This is a genomic window from Megasphaera indica (assembly GCF_046614755.1).
Classification (GTDB): domain Bacteria; phylum Bacillota; class Negativicutes; order Veillonellales; family Megasphaeraceae; genus Megasphaera; species Megasphaera intestinihominis.
The window spans coordinates 120288-137189 of the sequence record NZ_JBKKJR010000002.1 but is presented as its reverse complement, the minus strand read 5'-3'; the positions used below and the strand labels follow the sequence as shown (position 1 = coordinate 137189).

The following is a 16902-nucleotide window of genomic DNA, read 5'->3' as shown; positions in this document are numbered from 1 at the left end:
GGACTTTTTTGCCATGCTCCGAAAGCCTGAGGCGTCAGTCTTCCGGATCCGTAGCGATATCCGGTTCGTTCTTGCGGTTGAAGCCGATGATGCGGCGCGGCTTTTCGATGTCGTCGTGGCGGGGGACGGCGACGAGGAGCAGGTTGAGCTGGGAAATGTGCTGGACCAGTTCGACCGCCGAGCCGTCGGACAATTCGCCATAGAATACGATCATGTTCGGGTCCCAGTAGCCGATGTCCTGGATGCTGAAGGTGATGTCGCCAGCCGATACCAGGCGGCCGCCGGCCTGCATGTCGTCGGGCAGGCCCGATTCGAAGTTGTTGATCAGGGCGACGATGCGCTGATACATGTCAGAAGCCAGATAGGGCGCTTCCGGGTCGTCTTCTTCTTCCGGGACGGCGCCGGGCTGGAGGATGGTCAGTTCCTTTTCTGCAGCTGCCTCTTTTTCGGGGGCCTTTTGTTGTTTTTTCTTATCCTTTACATCTGCCATAAAAATCCCTCCTTATCATTCTCACTATATCATTTCGACATAGAACGAGGCGATTCCTGCTGCTTTTTTCCGAGTGGCAGGATTTTTTCTTGGAATCCCTATATTTTTTCTTGGAATCCCTATGCTGATATGGTATAATGGTCAAGACATGCTGACGTCAGGTAACATATTTTCACACGAAAAGAGGTTTTTTCTTCATGGAATATGTGAACGAGTTGGACACTATATCGGCGGGAGCTGCGAAAAAAGAGGCGGCTCTCAAGGTACATCGTCTTACGTTTATGGAGGCTACGATGATGGTCGTCGGGTCTACCATAGGTTCCGGTGTTTTAGGTTTAGCTTTTGCCAGTCGCAATGCCGGCTGGCCCGTCCTGCTTACGTGGCTTGTCGTAGCAGGCTTTTTTTCTATCATCTCCATGCTCTATGTCGCCGAAGCGACGCTGCGCACTACGAGGCCCTTACAGCTGTCGGGCCTGGCTGAAAAGTACGTCGGCAAGATCGGTTCCTGGCTGATTTTCTTTTCCGTCGGGGCCACGTCGTTTTGCAGCCTCATCGCCTATACCAGCGGCTGCGGCAAGATATTGAGCGAATTCTTCGGCATTTCCCTGGAAATGGCCAGCTGCCTCTTTGCCCTCGGGGCGACGAGCGTCGTCTGGCTGGGCCTCAAGGCAACCGGGGTAGCAGAGAAATATTTGAGTTCAGGTATGACGGCCATGCTTATTCTCCTCGTCGGCGCGTCACTTTTTTCGGCCCGCGTACCTGTTGCAGATATCCTCTATACCCACTGGATGTATGCCGTGCCGGTCTTCAACATTGCCGTCTTCTGTTACGCCGTCCAGTACATCGTACCGGAAATTTCCCGGGGCTTCACGCACGAACCGGGGAAACTCGTCCCGTCCATCCTGGCCGGGGCCGGCATTTCCTTCGTCGTCCTGGCCCTGGTCCCGCTGGCCGTCTTCCTCATGCTGCCCGTCGATGAAATCTCGGAAGTCGCATCCTTGTCCTGGGGCCGCGCCCTGGGGTCGCCGGTCTTCTTCGTCATCGTCAATGCCTTTGCCTTCTGCGCCATGCTGACGTCATTCTGGGCCATTGCCGAAAGTTTCCTGACCAACATGATCGACCGCCTGGGCTTCAAGTCGGAAACGGATATCCGCACGCGGGCGGCCTGCCTGGCCTTCATCGTCATCCCGCCGGTCCTCCTGGCCTACAGCGGCCTCGTCGGCTTCGTCAACGCCATCTTCAGCGCCGGCACCTTCGGCGGCATCATCATGTCCATCCTGCCCGTCTTCATGCTGCGCAGTTCCCGGAAACACGGCGACAAGAAACCATGTTGGCAATGCGGCTGGATCGCCCATCCCATCATGCAGACCCTGGTCGTCCTCCTCTTTGCCAGTGCCGGCGTCTACGCCATCCTCAGCCTCTGCGGCTGGCTGCCTGCGGCGTGGTAGGATAGCGTTTGTAATCTGCAGAGTATTTTTAGGATAGTAGGGGACGCCACGTGGGCGACCCGTTAGGAATTGGGACAATTTTTCTGGCAAGTAGATCGGGAAATCGTACATATCCCGGAAGCGGCTGTTGCATTATGCATTTTTGGCTTAATGCGACAGCCGCTTTTTTTTTTGCTTCCCGTGCCTCTGTAACGCGTTACCTATAAAGAAGAGAGAAGGGAGAGGAGCCGCGGCTTTTTTTCGGAATCAGAAGCGGCGTTCCGCCGCGACAGACTCAAACTGACAACGACGCTTCGGGAAGCCCTTAGCGCGTAGCGGGCCGCCCGCTGTTGCTATCCGTTCTGTCCATCGCTTGTACTCGAAGGTCAAAAAGAATTTGGGCGGACCCTACGGATGCGGCTACGCTGTAACAAATTCATTATTGTATTACGACCGTATGCCATTAGTTATAAATTCCGGCTGCATACAGGATTCATGCGGGACGTCGCTACGGCCGCCAAAACGGACAGCTGTGGCTGGACGGCCCGCTGCGAGATTTGATCACAACCTACTCTTGTCTAATGGCAGGCCTTTGCGAACTACGATTTTTTATGAACTTGTGTTATAATATGAATTAGTCAGGCAAACATTATTTATGTGCCTAACTTGCTTTTTGAAAATACAAGCAGAACGATTCCGCCCCGCTGCCTTAAAATTCAGGACCGAACGATTTTTTGAAAATCATTTTCTTGCAAAAGATGAAAAATGATGAAAATATATGATCCGCCCCGCAAAATGCCATTTCGACGGCTTCATAAAGGCATTTATAAAGGGTGCGGATAAGAACCATAATCCCCGCAAGGGGACGGAAACGCGCCTGCCACGGCCCTCTATATGCAGTTTTTGCGTCGCGATAAGAACCATAATCCCCGCAAGGGGGCGGGTAAGAAAAAAGCAGCTCAATCGTCGCAGTTCCCCTTGTTGGGAGAATGTTGATGATTAAGCTGCTTTTTTATTTTGCATAGTTAACGATAACGCAAGAATAGTCGTAAAGCCAGGGTGTTTTTATATACAAAATAAGGGACTGTCGCATGAAGGCTTATGTCATCATGCGGAGCCCCTTCTCTTTATAGTTTGTAGTATGGAGTTTGTAGTTTGCAGAGAAAAGCTTTAAATTTAAAGTCATCCGCTAACAACTAACTGCTAGCCACTAACAACTTTAAAGGGGCTTGTCATCGTGCGTCAAGCCCCTTTAATCCTTTATGTTCTTCAATCAATAATCCACTCGACGTCGACGGATTCGCTTTCTGTTGTTGAATTGGCGGCCAGCTGGTTAGAGAGGTCTAAGGATTTGGGCTTTTCATATCTTAGCGAATCAGGCGCCAGCATATCACAATAACGGATTGAATCTTCGCTATAGTTATTCATAGATACCGATTTGATGCCAATGATTTTTTTCCCTACCGTAGCTGCGATGGCTTCTGCCTGATGTTTGGAATTGGCGACAGCCTGTTTGATGAGTTCATCGTGGATTTCCCGTTCATTTGATAATTTATAACTACTTTCGATAGCGATGTCATAGTTTTGCTGGCGGACGTGATCCAGTATCATGTTGATAAAGGGCATATCGAAACTCATGCGGATTACGATTTTTCTGGAAGCCGTGTAATAATATTCTTCATTATCTTCGTCATAATGCCGTTCCACTTCGTCCTGTTCCATAGAAATCTGATTTATAGGGACACCTTGGCTGTCCAGATAGGATAAGAAGGATTCGCACTGTGTCAAAACTGCGTCCATCGCCGCATTGGCCGTATTACCATCTTTATAGAACTCAATTTCGAGGATTACTATGTCATAGGTGCAATTCATGCTAGCTTTGCCTCGTATCGTCAATTTTCCCATAAGACAACCTCCTCAGTGAAATTCCACAACATAAGAAAAATCTAACTACATTATACTAAAATTCCTTGCTTTTTCAAAATTTGGAGAAATAGACCGCGGTTGGCTCGGATTCAGATGCGGCTTTGCCGCGACAGACTCAAAGGCGGCCTGCCTACTCACCGTACTGTGTATTTGTCATTTGTGTTATAATAAAAAATATCTAAATTTATAATGGATTTGTTTTTGTTTTAGAAAGGCGTGAATCTTTTGTTTCCAGGGATGGGATTCAGATGCGGCGTTCCGCCGCGACACGCTCGGACTGACAACGACGCGTCGGGAAGCCCTCCGCGCGTAGCGGGCCGCCCGACGCTGTTGTCCGTTCTGATAACCGGTCCTGTACCTGACGGGCTAGAAAGGCTCTGGGACGGCCCCTACGGAATCGCAGTCAGGCGATGGGAATGAACGCAGTCACAGGTCATAAAAATACACGGCCAACGGCCATGTGCGTAGGGGCCGCCTGGGTAAGGCGGCCCGCTGCGAGATTTGACCACAGCCCATTCGGTTTTGATGGTATGTTTTTTGATTACGAATAACACGCCACGGCCTTTCCTTTGGCTCAGATGCGGCGTTCCGCCGCGACAGACTCATGATTGTATTACGACCATGCGCCGTCCGTCATAAATTCCGGATATGCATAGGATTCACGCGGGCCGCCCGTTGGGACGGCCCCTACGGAATCGCAGCCAGGCGATGAAAAAAGAGCGTGGTCCGCAGGCCACAAAAAATACACGGCCCATGGCCGAACTTCCCGTGGGAAGCCCGCCAGAGAGATTTCATCACAGCCCATTCGAGTATAATGGTAGGTTTTTACGAGCCACGAACCACGAACAACGAGCCACTATTTTTTCCACAAGCCGAGGGTCACTCGAGGCGATGTTGTCATTCTGAGTCTGTTGCCGAGAAGCGGCATTTGAGTCCGAGGCGACCGGCGGGGCCGATAGGCCCCAATCTACATTAACGAATCCTTAAATATTTTGGATTTGGTTCAAAAATGATTAGAAAACGATTAAGTTTTCCAGAACCGTCCTTTTTCTGTTGTATCATGGAGGTATGGGTAATATCCTACTCGTTCTGTTTCATGCTATAATAAAGAAAGGAGTGGTGAATCTGTTGAAAAATCAATTGACTGCCCATGAAATCCGCTATTGTATTTATTCTATTTATCCTAATAGGAGGTGGCAATATGGCAAGAAAATTAAATATGAAAATGAAAGCTTTATTTGCGATGCTGATGTGCGGCCTCTCGACATTTACTGTTTTTCCACAGACTGATTATTCAAAAAATACGCACAATGATGCTGCTTCTATAACTAACGAAAGTTGGGCTAAAACAGGAAAAACGCTATGGACTACTATTGAGGAGGTGGGCAGCCGGATTGAACAAGAAAAATAACCAGTTGAATAATCAACCTGTACCCAAAAGGAACGAAATCAAAAATAAATCTAATAATCGTAATGCGACTGGAGTAGTGCTTCAACATCAATCTGCATATCAGTATCAAGGCCCTATTCCACCGCCTGAAATGATGGAAAAATATAAAAATATTTATGCCGATGCTCCTAAAATAATATTACAAGAGTTTAAAGAGAATTCAGAACATATACGGCAAAAAGAATTACTGGAAGTTCAAGGCACCATAAATCGGGACCGAAGAGGCCAATGGATGGCGTTTGTTATTTGCATGGCTATCTTAGGGGTGGTTTTTTATAGTCTATATTTGGGCAATATTACATTTGCAGGCTTAAGTGGACTCGGGTTTATAGCTCTTATAGCAACGGGTATTTTGAAAAAATAAAGTGTGATAAGAACTCTGTCCAACAGTGCTGTTTTTCATTGCCGAAGAAGCGAATCCGTGACATGACAAAAAAGGAACGCTGGCTGGCTTACTTTGCTAACCAGCTCATACCATCGTAGGGGTCGCCCGTGGGCGACCCGTCAGCATGATAGGGATTGTCTTGTTCATGCATGTGGATTAGAAGGAGGGAACTGATCATGAGCGATGAAGCCATCCATAAAGCCGTAGATGCCGCCCGGACCTTCCTTCAGAATGACGCTGAACGCCTGGCCTACATCAATCGCGAACTCGCCATCCTCGACTATAACTCGGATCATCGCGATGCCTTTGAAGAAGGCAAAGCTGAGGGGCGTAAAGAGGGAGAGGCCAAAGGTCGTAAAGAAGGCGAAGCTCAAGGACGCACCAAAGGCCGCAAAGAAGGTGAAGAGAGACTTGGTATGTTGATGAGCCTTTTATTGAAAGAGAATCGTCATGATGATGTAGCCAAAGCGGCTTCCGATGCTGATTTTCGTGAAAAACTTTTTAAGGAATATGGGATTTAGTTGATGATAAAGAGACCATGCATGGAGCAGCGGCTATCATGTGTGGCCTTTTTGGATTCAGATGCGGCGTTCCGCAGCGACAGATTCATGATTGTATTACGACCATGCGCCGTCCGTCATAAATTCCGGATATGCATAGGATTCACGCGGGCCGCCCGTTGGGACGGCCCCTACGGAATCGCAGCCAGGCGATGAAAAAAGAGCGTGGTCCGCAGGCTACAAAAAATACACGGCCATGGCCGAACTGTAGGGGCTTCCCGTGCCTTTTCAGTCCGTCAGGTCATGACTGTAAGGAATGGCAAGACGGTTGCTGAAACGGACCGCAGTAGAGGGGAAGCCCGCCAGAGAGATTTCATCACAGCCCATTCGAGTATAATGGCAGGCTTTTACGAGCCACGAGCCACTATTTTTTTACGAGACGAGGGTCACTCGAGGCGATGTTGTTCTTTTGAGTCTGTTGCCGCGAAGCGGCGTTTGAGTCCGAGGCGGCCTGCGGCCGGCGGGGCCGATAGGCCCCCAAACACATGCAAAAGGCACTGGCTAGGTCTGCACCGATGTTGTATAATAGAGACTGGATTTGTAAAGAAAGGATAGAACATACATGATTACACGCAACCAGATCATTCATTATACATCGGATGAGCTCATCCGGGTATCTATTGCCTTGACGACGGGTATCGTCGAGAAGGCACGGCAGCGCCATAATTTGTCGCCTGTGGCTAGTGCGGCTCTGGGCCGGACGATGACCGGCGCAGCCCTGTTGGCTGGCGATTATAAGAACCACGAAGGCGTTTCCCTGAAGGTCGCCGGTGACGGGCCCTTAGGTGCCGTCCATGCAGACTGCTTCGATACGAATAAGCTCCGCGGCTATGTAGACAATCCGCAGGTCGACCTGCCGCTGAAGGTCAATGGCAAGCTCGATGTGGCAGCCGGTGTCGGTCAGCACGGCCAGTTGACGGTGACGCGTTTCACGCCGGAAAAGACGACCTATACGAGCCAGGCCGATTTGGTGTCCGGTGAAATTGCCGAAGACATCGCTTACTATCTGTTCACATCGGAACAGGTGCCGTCGACGATCAGCCTGGGCGTCCTGGTCAGCCAGGATTACACCATTGCTGCAGCCGGCGGTTTCCTCGTCCAGGCCCTGCCGGGCGCGAAGGATGAAGACCTGGCCCGTGTCGAAGCCCATATCACCCAGGTCGGTGCTTTGACGACGTATTTGCAGGACCATCCCAATGGTGAAGGCCTCATCGACATCATCCTCGGCGGTATGCATTTCAAGGAACTCTACCGGCAGAACCTGTACTGGCGCTGCACGTGCTCGCGCCAGCGCTTTGAAAATGCCCTGTTGTCCCTGCGCCAGGAAGATAAGGAAGCCCTCTTGAAGGACCCGCAGGTGGAAATGACCTGTCAGTATTGCGGGGCCAAATACGTATTGTCTCACGATGAACTGGCAGCGCTGTATGAAGCGGCTGCCCAGCGCCATAAGAAGAATTGATTCTCCGAAGGAGGTTTTACGATGGGACTCATTGCCATCATCGGCGGTACCGGTGTCTGCGACCCGAAGATTTTGTCCAATGTCCATGAAGACTATATGGATACCTTTTACGGGACCATTCATTATTGGCAGGGGACGTATAAGGATAAGGAACTCGTCTTTTTGCCCCGCCACGGCCGGAATCATTCCATTCCGCCGCACCTCATCAATTACCGGGCCAATATCCTGGGCTTGAAGCGCCTGGGCGTCACGGCCATCTTGTCGACGACGGCTGTCGGCTCGCTGAACCGCGATGACAAGCCGGGCGATTTCGTCCTGCCCGACCAGTTCCTGGATTTCACCAAATGCCGTCATACGTCGTTCTTCGACGGCGGCGAAAACGGCGTCGTCCACGTGGACATGACCGAACCGTACTGCCCGACCCTGCGCCGGACCGTAGCGGCTGCGGCTCAGGCCCTTGGCGGTTATACGCTCCATGATAAGGGAACCTATGTCTGCACGGAAGGGCCCCGCTTCGAGACGCCGGCTGAAATCAGGATGTATGAAAAGCTCGGCGGCGATTTGGTCGGCATGACCAACGTCCCCGAAGTCTGCCTGGCCAGGGAAGCGGAAATCTGCTATGCCACGATTTCCATGGTCACCAATTTTGCCGCCGGCATTTCGCCGACGCCCCTGACCCATGAGGAAGTCGTCAAAGCTATGGCCGAGAATTCCCAGCGCCTGCAGCAGCTCATCCTGAAGAGCATCGAATTATATGATAATGAGGACTGCGCCTGCCGCCACACCCTGCAGGCTTATGGAGGGTTTACGGTATAATGGATACACTGCGCTGGCAAGCGGGCACGCTGTTCCTCCTGGACCAGACGAAGCTGCCCTTTGAAGAAATCTATCTGCCCTGCCATTCCTGGCAGGACGTGCGCCAGGCCATTTCCGTCCTGGCTGTCCGTGGGGCGCCGGCTATCGGCGTCGCTGCGGCTTATGCCGTCGTCCTGGCGGCGCGGACCCTGTGCCAGAAAGGGGGAGATACGCCCTTTTTGACGGACCTGGAAGCTATCTGCCGGGACCTCGATGCGGCCCGGCCGACGGCGGTCAACCTGCACTGGGCCCTGACCCAGATGATGGCTTGTGCCCGCCAGCATGAAGCCGACGGTGCTGAAGCCACGACGGCAGCCCTGGAAGAAAAGGCCGTGGCCATCCATAAAGCCGATATCGCCATCAATACGGCTATGGCCCGGTTCGGGGCCGACGAGCTGGAAAAGATAGGCCGTCCCTTGACGCTGCTCACGCACTGCAATGCCGGGGCCCTGGCTACGGCTGGCGTCGGCACGGCGCTGGGCGTCATCCGCGAGCTCCATCGCCGGGGCCGGGTGTCCATGGTCTACGCCGATGAAACGCGGCCCCTCCTGCAGGGCGCCCGCCTGACGGCTTTCGAGCTCATGGCTGACCATATCCCGGTGACGCTCATTACCGACAACATGGCGGCCTGGACGCTTAAGACGAAAGGCGTCGATGCCATCATCGTCGGCGCCGACCGCATCGCCGCCAATGGCGATACGGCCAATAAGATTGGGACTTACGGCCTGTCCCTGATGGCAAGGGAACTGGATATTCCCCTGTACATCGCTGCGCCGGCTTCGACTTTCGATTTGTCCATTGCCGACGGCAGCCAGATCCCTATTGAAGAACGGAATCACGATGAAGTCCGTTCTTTCCGGGGTGCGGCGGCAGCCCTCCCCGAAACGCCCGTCTTCAATCCCGCCTTCGATGTGACGCCTCATGAAAATATCCGCGCCATCGTGACGGAACAGGGCATCATCCACCGGCCGGATGCCATATCCGTACCGGCGTTTTTCCAACACTAATTCATTACAGAAAGAGGTCTTACTCGTATGGAATCTATTATTCGCGATATCAAGTTAGCTAAAAGCGGTCATGAAAAAATCAGCTGGGTCGATCGTCACATGCCGGCCCTCAATGCCATTGGCGACAAACTGAAAGCCGACCAGACCTTTAAAGGCAAAACGATTTGCGTCAGCGTCCATCTCGAAGCCAAGACGGCCTATTTGGCAGAAGTCCTTCATCGCGCCGGCGCCAACGTCATCGTCACCGGCAGCAACCCCTTGTCCACGCAGGACGATGTCGCTGCAGCCCTCGTCGAAGATGGCTTGACCGTCTATGCCTGGTATGGCGCAACGGACGAAGAATACTTCGATTTCCTCAATAAATCCCTGGACCATCATCCGGACATCATCATCGATGACGGCGGCGACCAGGTCCATCTCCTGCACACGACGCGGGCCGATGCCATGGAAAATCTCCTGGGCGGCACGGAAGAAACGACGACAGGCGTCAACCGTCTCCACGGCCTCGACAAAGCCGGCGAATTGAAGTTCCCCATGGTCGCAGCCAACGATTCGTACTGCAAATACCTCTTTGATAACCGCTACGGCACAGGTCAGTCCACGTGGGACGGCATCATGCGCACGACGAACCTGACCGTCGTCGGCAAGAAAGTCGTCGTCGCCGGCTATGGCTGGTGCGGCAAGGGCTGCGCTATGCGTGCCAAAGGCCTGGGCGCTCATGTCATCGTCACCGAAGTCGACCCGATCAAAGCCATCGAAGCCGTTTTCGACGGTTTTGAAGTCATGCCCATGGCTGAAGCCGCTAAAGTCGGCGATATCTTCGTCACCCTGACCGGCGACAAGGACGTCATCCGCGGCGAACACATGAAGAACATGAAAGACGGCGTCGTCCTGGCCAATGCCGGTCACTTCGACGTAGAAATCAACAAACCCGAATTGGAAGCCCTGGCAGTCCGCCACTTTGAAGCCCGCCACAACATTGAAGGCTATGAACTCCCGAACGGCCATGTCATCAACCTCCTGGCTGAAGGCCGCCTGGTCAACCTGGCTGCCGGTGACGGTCATCCGGCTGAAATCATGGACCTGTCCTTTGCCGTCCAGGCCCTGGCTGCTAAATACATCCTCGAACACCATGCCGAACTGGGCAATCATGTCTATGTCCTGCCCCATGAAATCGACACGGAAATCGCCAAGATCAAACTGGCTTCCATGGGTTATGCCATCGACACGCTCAGCGAAGAACAGCGTAAATATTTGAATCTCGACTAAGGACCAGGAGGGGAAACGATGAAAAAACTGATTCAGCACGTAGCCCTCTACCAGGACCACGGCGTCTTAGAAGGCCAGAACATCGCCATCGACGGCTCGCGCATCACGGGATTTCCCGAAGCGCCGAAGGCATCGGACTATGATGAAGTCATCGACGGCAAGGGCATGCTGGCCCTGCCGGGTTTCGTCAACACCCATAACCATGTAGCCATGACGGTCTTCCGCAGTTATGCCGACGACATGCAGCTCATGGACTGGCTGGAAAAGAAAATCTGGCCGGCTGAAGCCAAATTGACGGACGATGTCATTTACGCCCAGTCCATGCTGGGCATTGCCGAAATGATCCGCTGCGGTACGACGGCCTATGCCGATATGTACGACCACATGGACCAGGAAGCCCGCGCCGTCGAAGAATCGGGCATCCGCGCCTGCTTGTGCCGCGGCAGTATCGGTATCGGGCCGAATGCCCAGGCCGGCCTCGATGAAAACCGCCAGCTCTTCCTCGACTGGCACGGCAAGGCCGATGGCCGCATCACGGTCATGATGGGGCCGCATGCGCCGTATACGTGCCCGCCTGATTATCTCCATAAATTCGTCGACCAGGCACGGGAACTGGGCGCCGAAATCCATATCCACCTCAGCGAAACCAAAGGGGAAGTGGAAAACATCAAGCAGCAATACGGCAAATCGCCGATCGCCCTGATGGATGAAATCGGCGTATTGGACTGCGGCTGCCTGGCTGCCCACTGCGTCTGGGTCGATGATGATGACCTGGATATCATGGCGGCAAAGCACGTCCGCGTCGCTCACAATCCAGGCAGCAACCTCAAGCTGGCCAGCGGCATCGCGCCGGTCCCCAAGATGCTGGCCAAAGGCATCACGGTCGGCCTCGGCACCGACGGGGCATCGAGCAACAACAACCTGGACATCGTCGAAGAAATGCGCCTGACTACGCTCATCCACAAGGCCAATACCCTGGACCCGCTGGTCATCCCGGCCGAAACGGCCATCAACATGCTGACCGAAGGCGGCGCCAAGTGCCTGGGCTATACGGACGTCGGCAAATTGGAAACAGGCTACAAAGCTGACATCACCCTCGTCGACCGCGAAGGCCTGCACTGGTACCCCAAGAACGACACCCTGAGCCTCATGGCCTACAGTGCCAACAGCATGGATGTCGATACGGTCCTGGTCAATGGCGAAGTCCTCTTACGCCATAAAGAATTCACCAAACTGGACATCGAAAAGATCAAAGCCGAAGCCGAACGGACCCGGAAGAAACTCTTTGCACAGATTTAGTTTTAGTGGTTCGTGACTCATGCCTGTAGGGGCTTGCACGTGGCGAGCCCGCCGCAGGTTATGTTGGAATTTCCTCATTGCCAACTTAATACTCAAAAGGCGCTGTCTTCATGCGACAGCGCCTTTTTTTGTCTATACCTGTAATAAATTACAGTGTGCTTGCTCCTTGGATTTAGTAAAATGGTATTAAGTATAAACTGCGTATGTATTTTTGAGTATGAGCAGGAGGGCATTGTGAAAAAGAACTGGAAATCGGCACTTCTGGCAGGACTGGCCCCGTGCGTGCTTCTGGCTGGCTGCGAAGTCCGCGGCACGGAAGTCAAACTGTACCGGATGGATTTGTAGGAGGGAAGCTATGAAAAGAAAGAAGGGCTGGACGCAGAGGGCCTGTCTGTGTCTGATGATCTTTCTCATCGGCCTGTCCGGACTGGCTGGAGCTTCCAGCAGAGAAGAGGTCTATGACCGGGAACTGGACACGCTGTATACCATGGTCCAAAGTGGCAGCAGCTATATTCTCTTCGGTGAGGAACGGGACGACCTGATGGCCGTCTGGGAAGGCGTGCGGGATCTGTCCCCGGAACAGGGGCTGGAAGCGGTGAAGTACCAGCTGCTGGACTGCAACGGAGATGGGAAGCCGGAACTGCTGATCGGTCAGGACAACCGGCTCACTAACCTGTTCACCATCCGGGACGGCCAGCTCCATCAGGTGTTCAGCGGCTTTTACCGGAACGCTTGGTACTATCTGGGAAACGGACGGTTCCTGAACCAGGGATCCGGGGGTGCCAGCCTTTCCATACTGGGAGAATACCATCTGGACGGGAATGGGAACCTGGTGTGTGAAAGCTACTATTTTACCCATTGGGATCCGGCTGTAGAGAAAATGGAAGTGTACTGGAATACCTTTGGAGTCCCGGACATCACCTTGTCGGAGAAAAAAGATATGACGATGGATCAGTTCGGTAAACTCCAAGAGAAGCTGAGGAACAAGGTGAAAAAACTGTCCTGGAAGTCCTTGGCCCGTTACGGCAAAGGTCGTGTGGATGTAGAAGGGAAGGCACGGGTCACGGCCGCAGGGAAGGTCAAGCGTTAGCTATTCATAGGCATGGTATTCTCGGAGGTGACAGATGATGAAACAATTTGGCAAGACGAAATGGACGGGGCTGCTGCGATGTGCCCTTCTGACCTTGCTGCTGGTCATGATGATGGCCCCAACGGCGCTGGGGGCCCGGAGAACTGTCCTGGTCCACAATGTAAGGGAAATGATGGAGGCTCTGGGTGACCATACGGAAATCATCCTGGCACCGGGCCAGTACAACCTGTCTGCCTGGCTGCGGGGACCCTTTGCGGACCCGGTGATTCACAACTTCGCCTGGAATCCCATCAGTCCTCCGGGGCTGTACCGGGTCTATCATGAACTGGAACTGGCCGGATTCCAGGATTTGACCATCCGGGGACAGGATACCGGGGCCATCACGGCAGAAATCGTCACGGAGGACCCCTATTCCTCGGTGTTTAAATTCCTGAACTGCCAGCAAATCCGGCTGGCTCATCTCCGGTTCGGGCATATCCTGCAAGAAGGCCACTGTACCGGAGCTGTGCTGAATCTGGAACAGGTGAAAGATGCTAGTCTGGATCACCTGGATCTGTACGGTTGCGGGACTTATGGGTACGAAGCCCGGAGATGCAAAAACATCCTCCTTAGGGACAGCGTAATCCGCGGCTGTACCTATGGTCTGGTCAGTGCCGCAGAGTGCCAGAATCTAAAGATCGTCCGGACCACTTTCAAAGACACCAGCACGGATCTCTCACTTTTTGAAGTGAATCATTCCCGGTTGGAACTACTCGACTGCACCTTCCAGAATGTACTGGGAAAGATCAACAGCCTGGATATGACAGAGGGAAAGGTAATCCAAATTTACGAGATGTGAACGTACTCCCGCCTATAGAGGCGGGAGCTTCCTGCTTCAACGAGAACAGCGCCACTGACTCCAAAGAGTTGCGGCGGCTTACACTCTCTCCACAGGCGTAGATTCCCGTGCGACCCACGGTATTTTATGGATTACGTCAGGCAGATATTCGCCTGGCTTCTTCCCGAATATTTATGGCAGCGTTCTTATCGCGGTTATGGTGACTGCCACATTTAGGGCAATCCCATTCCCTTACAGATAAGTCCTTGGTTTCGTGGTTCTGATATCCGCAAACATGGCACAGCTGGCTGCTTGGATACCACTTGTCTATCTTGATAAGCTGTTTGCCTTGCCAAGCCAGCTTATATTCCAGCATGTTCGTGAACATATTCCAGCCATTGTCAGCTATGGATTTGCCAAAGCTGAACTTGCCACCCTTTTTCCGCTTGGCCATCGCTTTGACACTAATATCCTCAATGCCAATGACATCATAGCGGTCTGCGAGATAGCGAGCCTTCTTATGCAGGAAATCCCGCCGTTGATTAGCCACTTTCTCATGGAGAATAGCTACGCGCAGCCTTTGTTTTTCTCTGTTGTGACTTCCTTTTTGCTTGTTGGATAGCTTTCGCTGTGCCTTAGCCAATCTTTTCTCTGCCGTTCGCAGGAAACTGGGATACTTAGCATCCTCCTCATCGGAAGCCACATACAAACCGTGCATCGCAAAATCCAGGCCAAGGAAGGTCTTCGGTATGACCGGGAGTATTGGCTTTCATACTCCACCAGCATACTGATATAGTACTTTCCTGATGGCGTCTTGCTGATGGTAACGGTCTTTATGATACTGTTCTCCGGCAAGGGACGATGCTGGCATAGTTTCACCCAGCCGACTTTCGGCAGTTTCACCTTATGGCCCTCGATTCGGACAGAGCCTTTCTGGTTGTTCGTGGAATACGAAGCACGACTATTCTTCTTGGACTTGAAGCGCGGCTTGCCGAAATGCTTGTTGTCATTCAAAAAGTGGCTGTAGGCCTTATTCAGGTTCATTTGGGCATTGGCAAGGGCTAAACTATCTACTTCCTTTAGCCAAGGGAATTCTTTCTTGTACTGCGCAGGCGTGTTATTCAGCTTTTGGCCGGTTTCCTTATAATAGTCAATGCGGTCACTCAGCATCTTGTTGTAGATGAATCGGACACAGCCGAAGGTCTTGGCAAACATCATTTTCTGTTCCGTTGTCGGATAGATTCTGTATCGATATGCCTTATTCACTACCATCACCTGCCTTGACTTTCGCAATCCTTTCACTCTTACTACTGATTATACCGCAAAACAAAATGTGAAGCCATTGTTTTTCTGAGGGCATCGAGCCCTCAGAAAAACCTGCAATTCATCTCACCGCCTAAAGAGGCGGGAGACTTCTTGCAGAATCAGGTTAAATCAATTAACCGTTTGACACTTTACATATTAAATATAAAATGATACAATTCCTAACCTCATCTGTCTCATTTGGCTGAATAAAGATATTGCCAAAGAATGTTTTGAATTCCAAGAAAAAGTCGTCGTCCGCGAAAAACAGGGCGAAGAAGTCGACTACGAAGAAATTACGGCTCATTAGGCTTGCAAGTCCAGCCTTTCCTTGTATAATGGAAGTATAGATTTCCAGTACAGGGGAAGGGTGATTTTTATGAACATGAAGAAAAAAATAGCCGCTGCCTGTGTGGCAGCCATGGCCGCGTTCTCACTGCCTATGGGCATCGTGCCGGTCCAGCCGGTCCAGGCTGATCTCATTACCGATGTCATCGGCGGCCTCCAGGTGAAATCGGCCTTGAGCAAGCAGATCAAGCACTATGACACGACCAAAGAAGGGCAGAGCGAGATTTACCAGTCCGTCACCAAGCAGACCGGCGTCCTCAATAATTCTTATTACAATGAACGGCTGGCTTCTATCATGAACCGTCTCAGCGCCAGCATCGCCCAGACGGACCCCAGCATCAAGACCTTGCCCTACCGCTGGTACGTCAGTCCGGACACGACGTTCAATGCGGCCTGCACCATGGGCCATGTCATGGTCGTCAATAAGGGCATGTTCGACCTGGTCAGCAACGATGATGAAATCGCCGTCGTCTTAGGCCATGAAATGGGCCACGGCCAGAAACACCACGTCGCCAATTCGACGCAGAAGAAGGTCAATGTCGAAATCGGCAAGATGGTCCTGGCCGATACGATTGGCGGCTCGGGCCTGAACAACCTCATCCTCGACACGGTCAGCAATCAGATCGAAACGGTCCATATCGACAGGGCTGCCGAATGGGAAGCGGACAACCTGTCCTTCGGGTATATCACCCGTGCCGGCTATAATCCCGGTGCGACGGCGGCCATCTGGCAGCGGGTCATGGAAAAACAGGGCGATAATGCCAGCAACTTTGTCGGTGAAATCTTCTCTCCCTCTGACCATCCATCGAATCAGGAACGGCGCGACAATTATGCCAACAAGCTCTATGAAATGAGCGGCAAACACGCTAGCGTCAAAGACGGCACGGTCTACGTCAATGGCAAGAAATTCATCAAGCCTGCCGCCACGTACAGCATGAGCAGTGCCGAACGGTCCTATTTCGTCCTGGGCAATCTGGCTGCCGCGTATCAGAACGGCCACAGCAAGCAGCCGGCTACGGCTTCCGGCGGTACGCTCTACTTAGGGCCGCAGAACATCATGACGCCGGTCAACGGCGATCCGTCGGCAGAAGAACTGGCAGCGCAGCTCAATAAAATCAAATAATGATTGAACAGCATAACTAAAGGCAAAATGGCCGTGTGCTATGTATATTTTATATCTATCACCTGTAGTAAAATACAGGTGATTTTTTTTTGAAA

At 52.4% G+C, this 16902-nt stretch carries 15 protein-coding genes and 1 pseudogene; 12 read left to right on the top strand and 4 right to left on the bottom strand.

All coding sequences use genetic code 11. The annotated features are described in order from the left end of the window. Positions 1-34: 34 nt before the first annotated feature. Positions 35-490, bottom strand: a complete 456-nt coding sequence (locus ACFCTO_RS02185) for a DUF6173 family protein (RefSeq protein WP_292301404.1) — start codon at positions 488-490, stop codon at positions 35-37. Between the two features lie 197 nt (positions 491-687). On the opposite strand from ACFCTO_RS02185, the gene ACFCTO_RS02180 reads away from it, so the two are divergent. Further along, the gene (locus ACFCTO_RS02180; protein ID WP_499876314.1) at positions 688-1938 is read left to right on the top strand and encodes an aromatic amino acid transport family protein; all 1251 of its coding nucleotides are present in this window, start codon (positions 688-690) and stop codon (positions 1936-1938) included. 1248 nt (positions 1939-3186) lie between these two features. Here the strand turns inward: ACFCTO_RS02180 and ACFCTO_RS02175 are convergent. Continuing rightward, a complete protein-coding gene (locus ACFCTO_RS02175) occupies positions 3187-3822 on the bottom strand; it encodes an SIMPL domain-containing protein (protein ID WP_499876313.1) in 636 nt (211 codons plus the stop codon). Positions 3823-5044: 1222 nt separating this feature from the next. Between ACFCTO_RS02175 and ACFCTO_RS02170 the strand changes: the two genes are divergently transcribed. From ACFCTO_RS02170 to ACFCTO_RS02125, 10 genes are all read left to right on the top strand, one after another. Next, positions 5045-5254, top strand: a complete 210-nt coding sequence (locus ACFCTO_RS02170) for a hypothetical protein (RefSeq protein ID WP_020311629.1) — start codon at positions 5045-5047, stop codon at positions 5252-5254. Further along, positions 5238-5657 carry a DUF2335 domain-containing protein gene (locus ACFCTO_RS02165; protein WP_020311628.1) on the top strand — a complete coding sequence of 140 codons (420 nt, stop codon included), beginning with the start codon at positions 5238-5240 and terminating at the stop codon, positions 5655-5657. The genes ACFCTO_RS02170 and ACFCTO_RS02165 overlap by 17 nt, the downstream gene beginning before the upstream one ends. Positions 5658-5854: 197 nt before the next feature. Next, the gene (locus ACFCTO_RS02160; protein WP_370841807.1) at positions 5855-6199 is read left to right on the top strand and encodes a hypothetical protein; all 345 of its coding nucleotides are present in this window, start codon (positions 5855-5857) and stop codon (positions 6197-6199) included. Positions 6200-6800: 601 nt separating this feature from the next. After that, positions 6801-7697, top strand: coding sequence for an Hsp33 family molecular chaperone HslO (hslO, locus tag ACFCTO_RS02155; RefSeq protein WP_499876312.1), 897 nt, complete (start codon positions 6801-6803; stop codon positions 7695-7697). 21 nt (positions 7698-7718) lie between these two features. After that, positions 7719-8513, top strand: a complete 795-nt coding sequence (mtnP, locus tag ACFCTO_RS02150) for an S-methyl-5'-thioadenosine phosphorylase (RefSeq protein ID WP_292261973.1) — start codon at positions 7719-7721, stop codon at positions 8511-8513. Further along, positions 8513-9559: an S-methyl-5-thioribose-1-phosphate isomerase gene (gene mtnA / locus ACFCTO_RS02145; RefSeq protein ID WP_020310938.1), complete on the top strand. Its 1047-nt coding sequence runs from the start codon at positions 8513-8515 to the stop codon at positions 9557-9559. The genes mtnP and mtnA overlap by 1 nt, the downstream gene beginning before the upstream one ends. A 27-nt stretch (positions 9560-9586) precedes the next feature. Then, complete coding sequence (locus tag ACFCTO_RS02140) at positions 9587-10828, top strand: adenosylhomocysteinase (RefSeq protein WP_014016682.1); 1242 nt, start codon at positions 9587-9589, stop codon at positions 10826-10828. An 18-nt stretch (positions 10829-10846) separates the two neighbouring features. Continuing rightward, the gene (locus tag ACFCTO_RS02135) at positions 10847-12127 is read left to right on the top strand and encodes an amidohydrolase (protein WP_499876311.1); all 1281 of its coding nucleotides are present in this window, start codon (positions 10847-10849) and stop codon (positions 12125-12127) included. Between the two features lie 355 nt (positions 12128-12482). After that, positions 12483-13217: a hypothetical protein gene (locus ACFCTO_RS02130; RefSeq protein ID WP_499876310.1), complete on the top strand. Its 735-nt coding sequence runs from the start codon at positions 12483-12485 to the stop codon at positions 13215-13217. A 34-nt stretch (positions 13218-13251) separates the two neighbouring features. After that, positions 13252-14055 carry a right-handed parallel beta-helix repeat-containing protein gene (locus tag ACFCTO_RS02125; protein WP_302485298.1) on the top strand — a complete coding sequence of 268 codons (804 nt, stop codon included), beginning with the start codon at positions 13252-13254 and terminating at the stop codon, positions 14053-14055. A 136-nt stretch (positions 14056-14191) separates the two neighbouring features. Here the strand turns inward: ACFCTO_RS02125 and ACFCTO_RS02120 are convergent, their stop codons facing one another. Together ACFCTO_RS02120 and ACFCTO_RS02115 are read right to left on the bottom strand one after the other, a co-directional pair. Beyond that, on the bottom strand, positions 14192-14752 hold the full coding sequence (locus tag ACFCTO_RS02120; protein WP_499876309.1) for an RNA-guided endonuclease TnpB family protein: 561 nt from the start codon (positions 14750-14752) through the stop codon (positions 14192-14194). A 101-nt stretch (positions 14753-14853) separates the two neighbouring features. Continuing rightward, a pseudogene (locus ACFCTO_RS02115) lies at positions 14854-15249 on the bottom strand (helix-turn-helix domain-containing protein); the annotation flags it as partial. Between the two features lie 466 nt (positions 15250-15715). Here ACFCTO_RS02115 and ACFCTO_RS02110 point away from each other — a divergent pair. After that, positions 15716-16807, top strand: coding sequence for a M48 family metallopeptidase (locus ACFCTO_RS02110; protein ID WP_499876308.1), 1092 nt, complete (start codon positions 15716-15718; stop codon positions 16805-16807). Positions 16808-16902 lie beyond the last annotated feature (95 nt).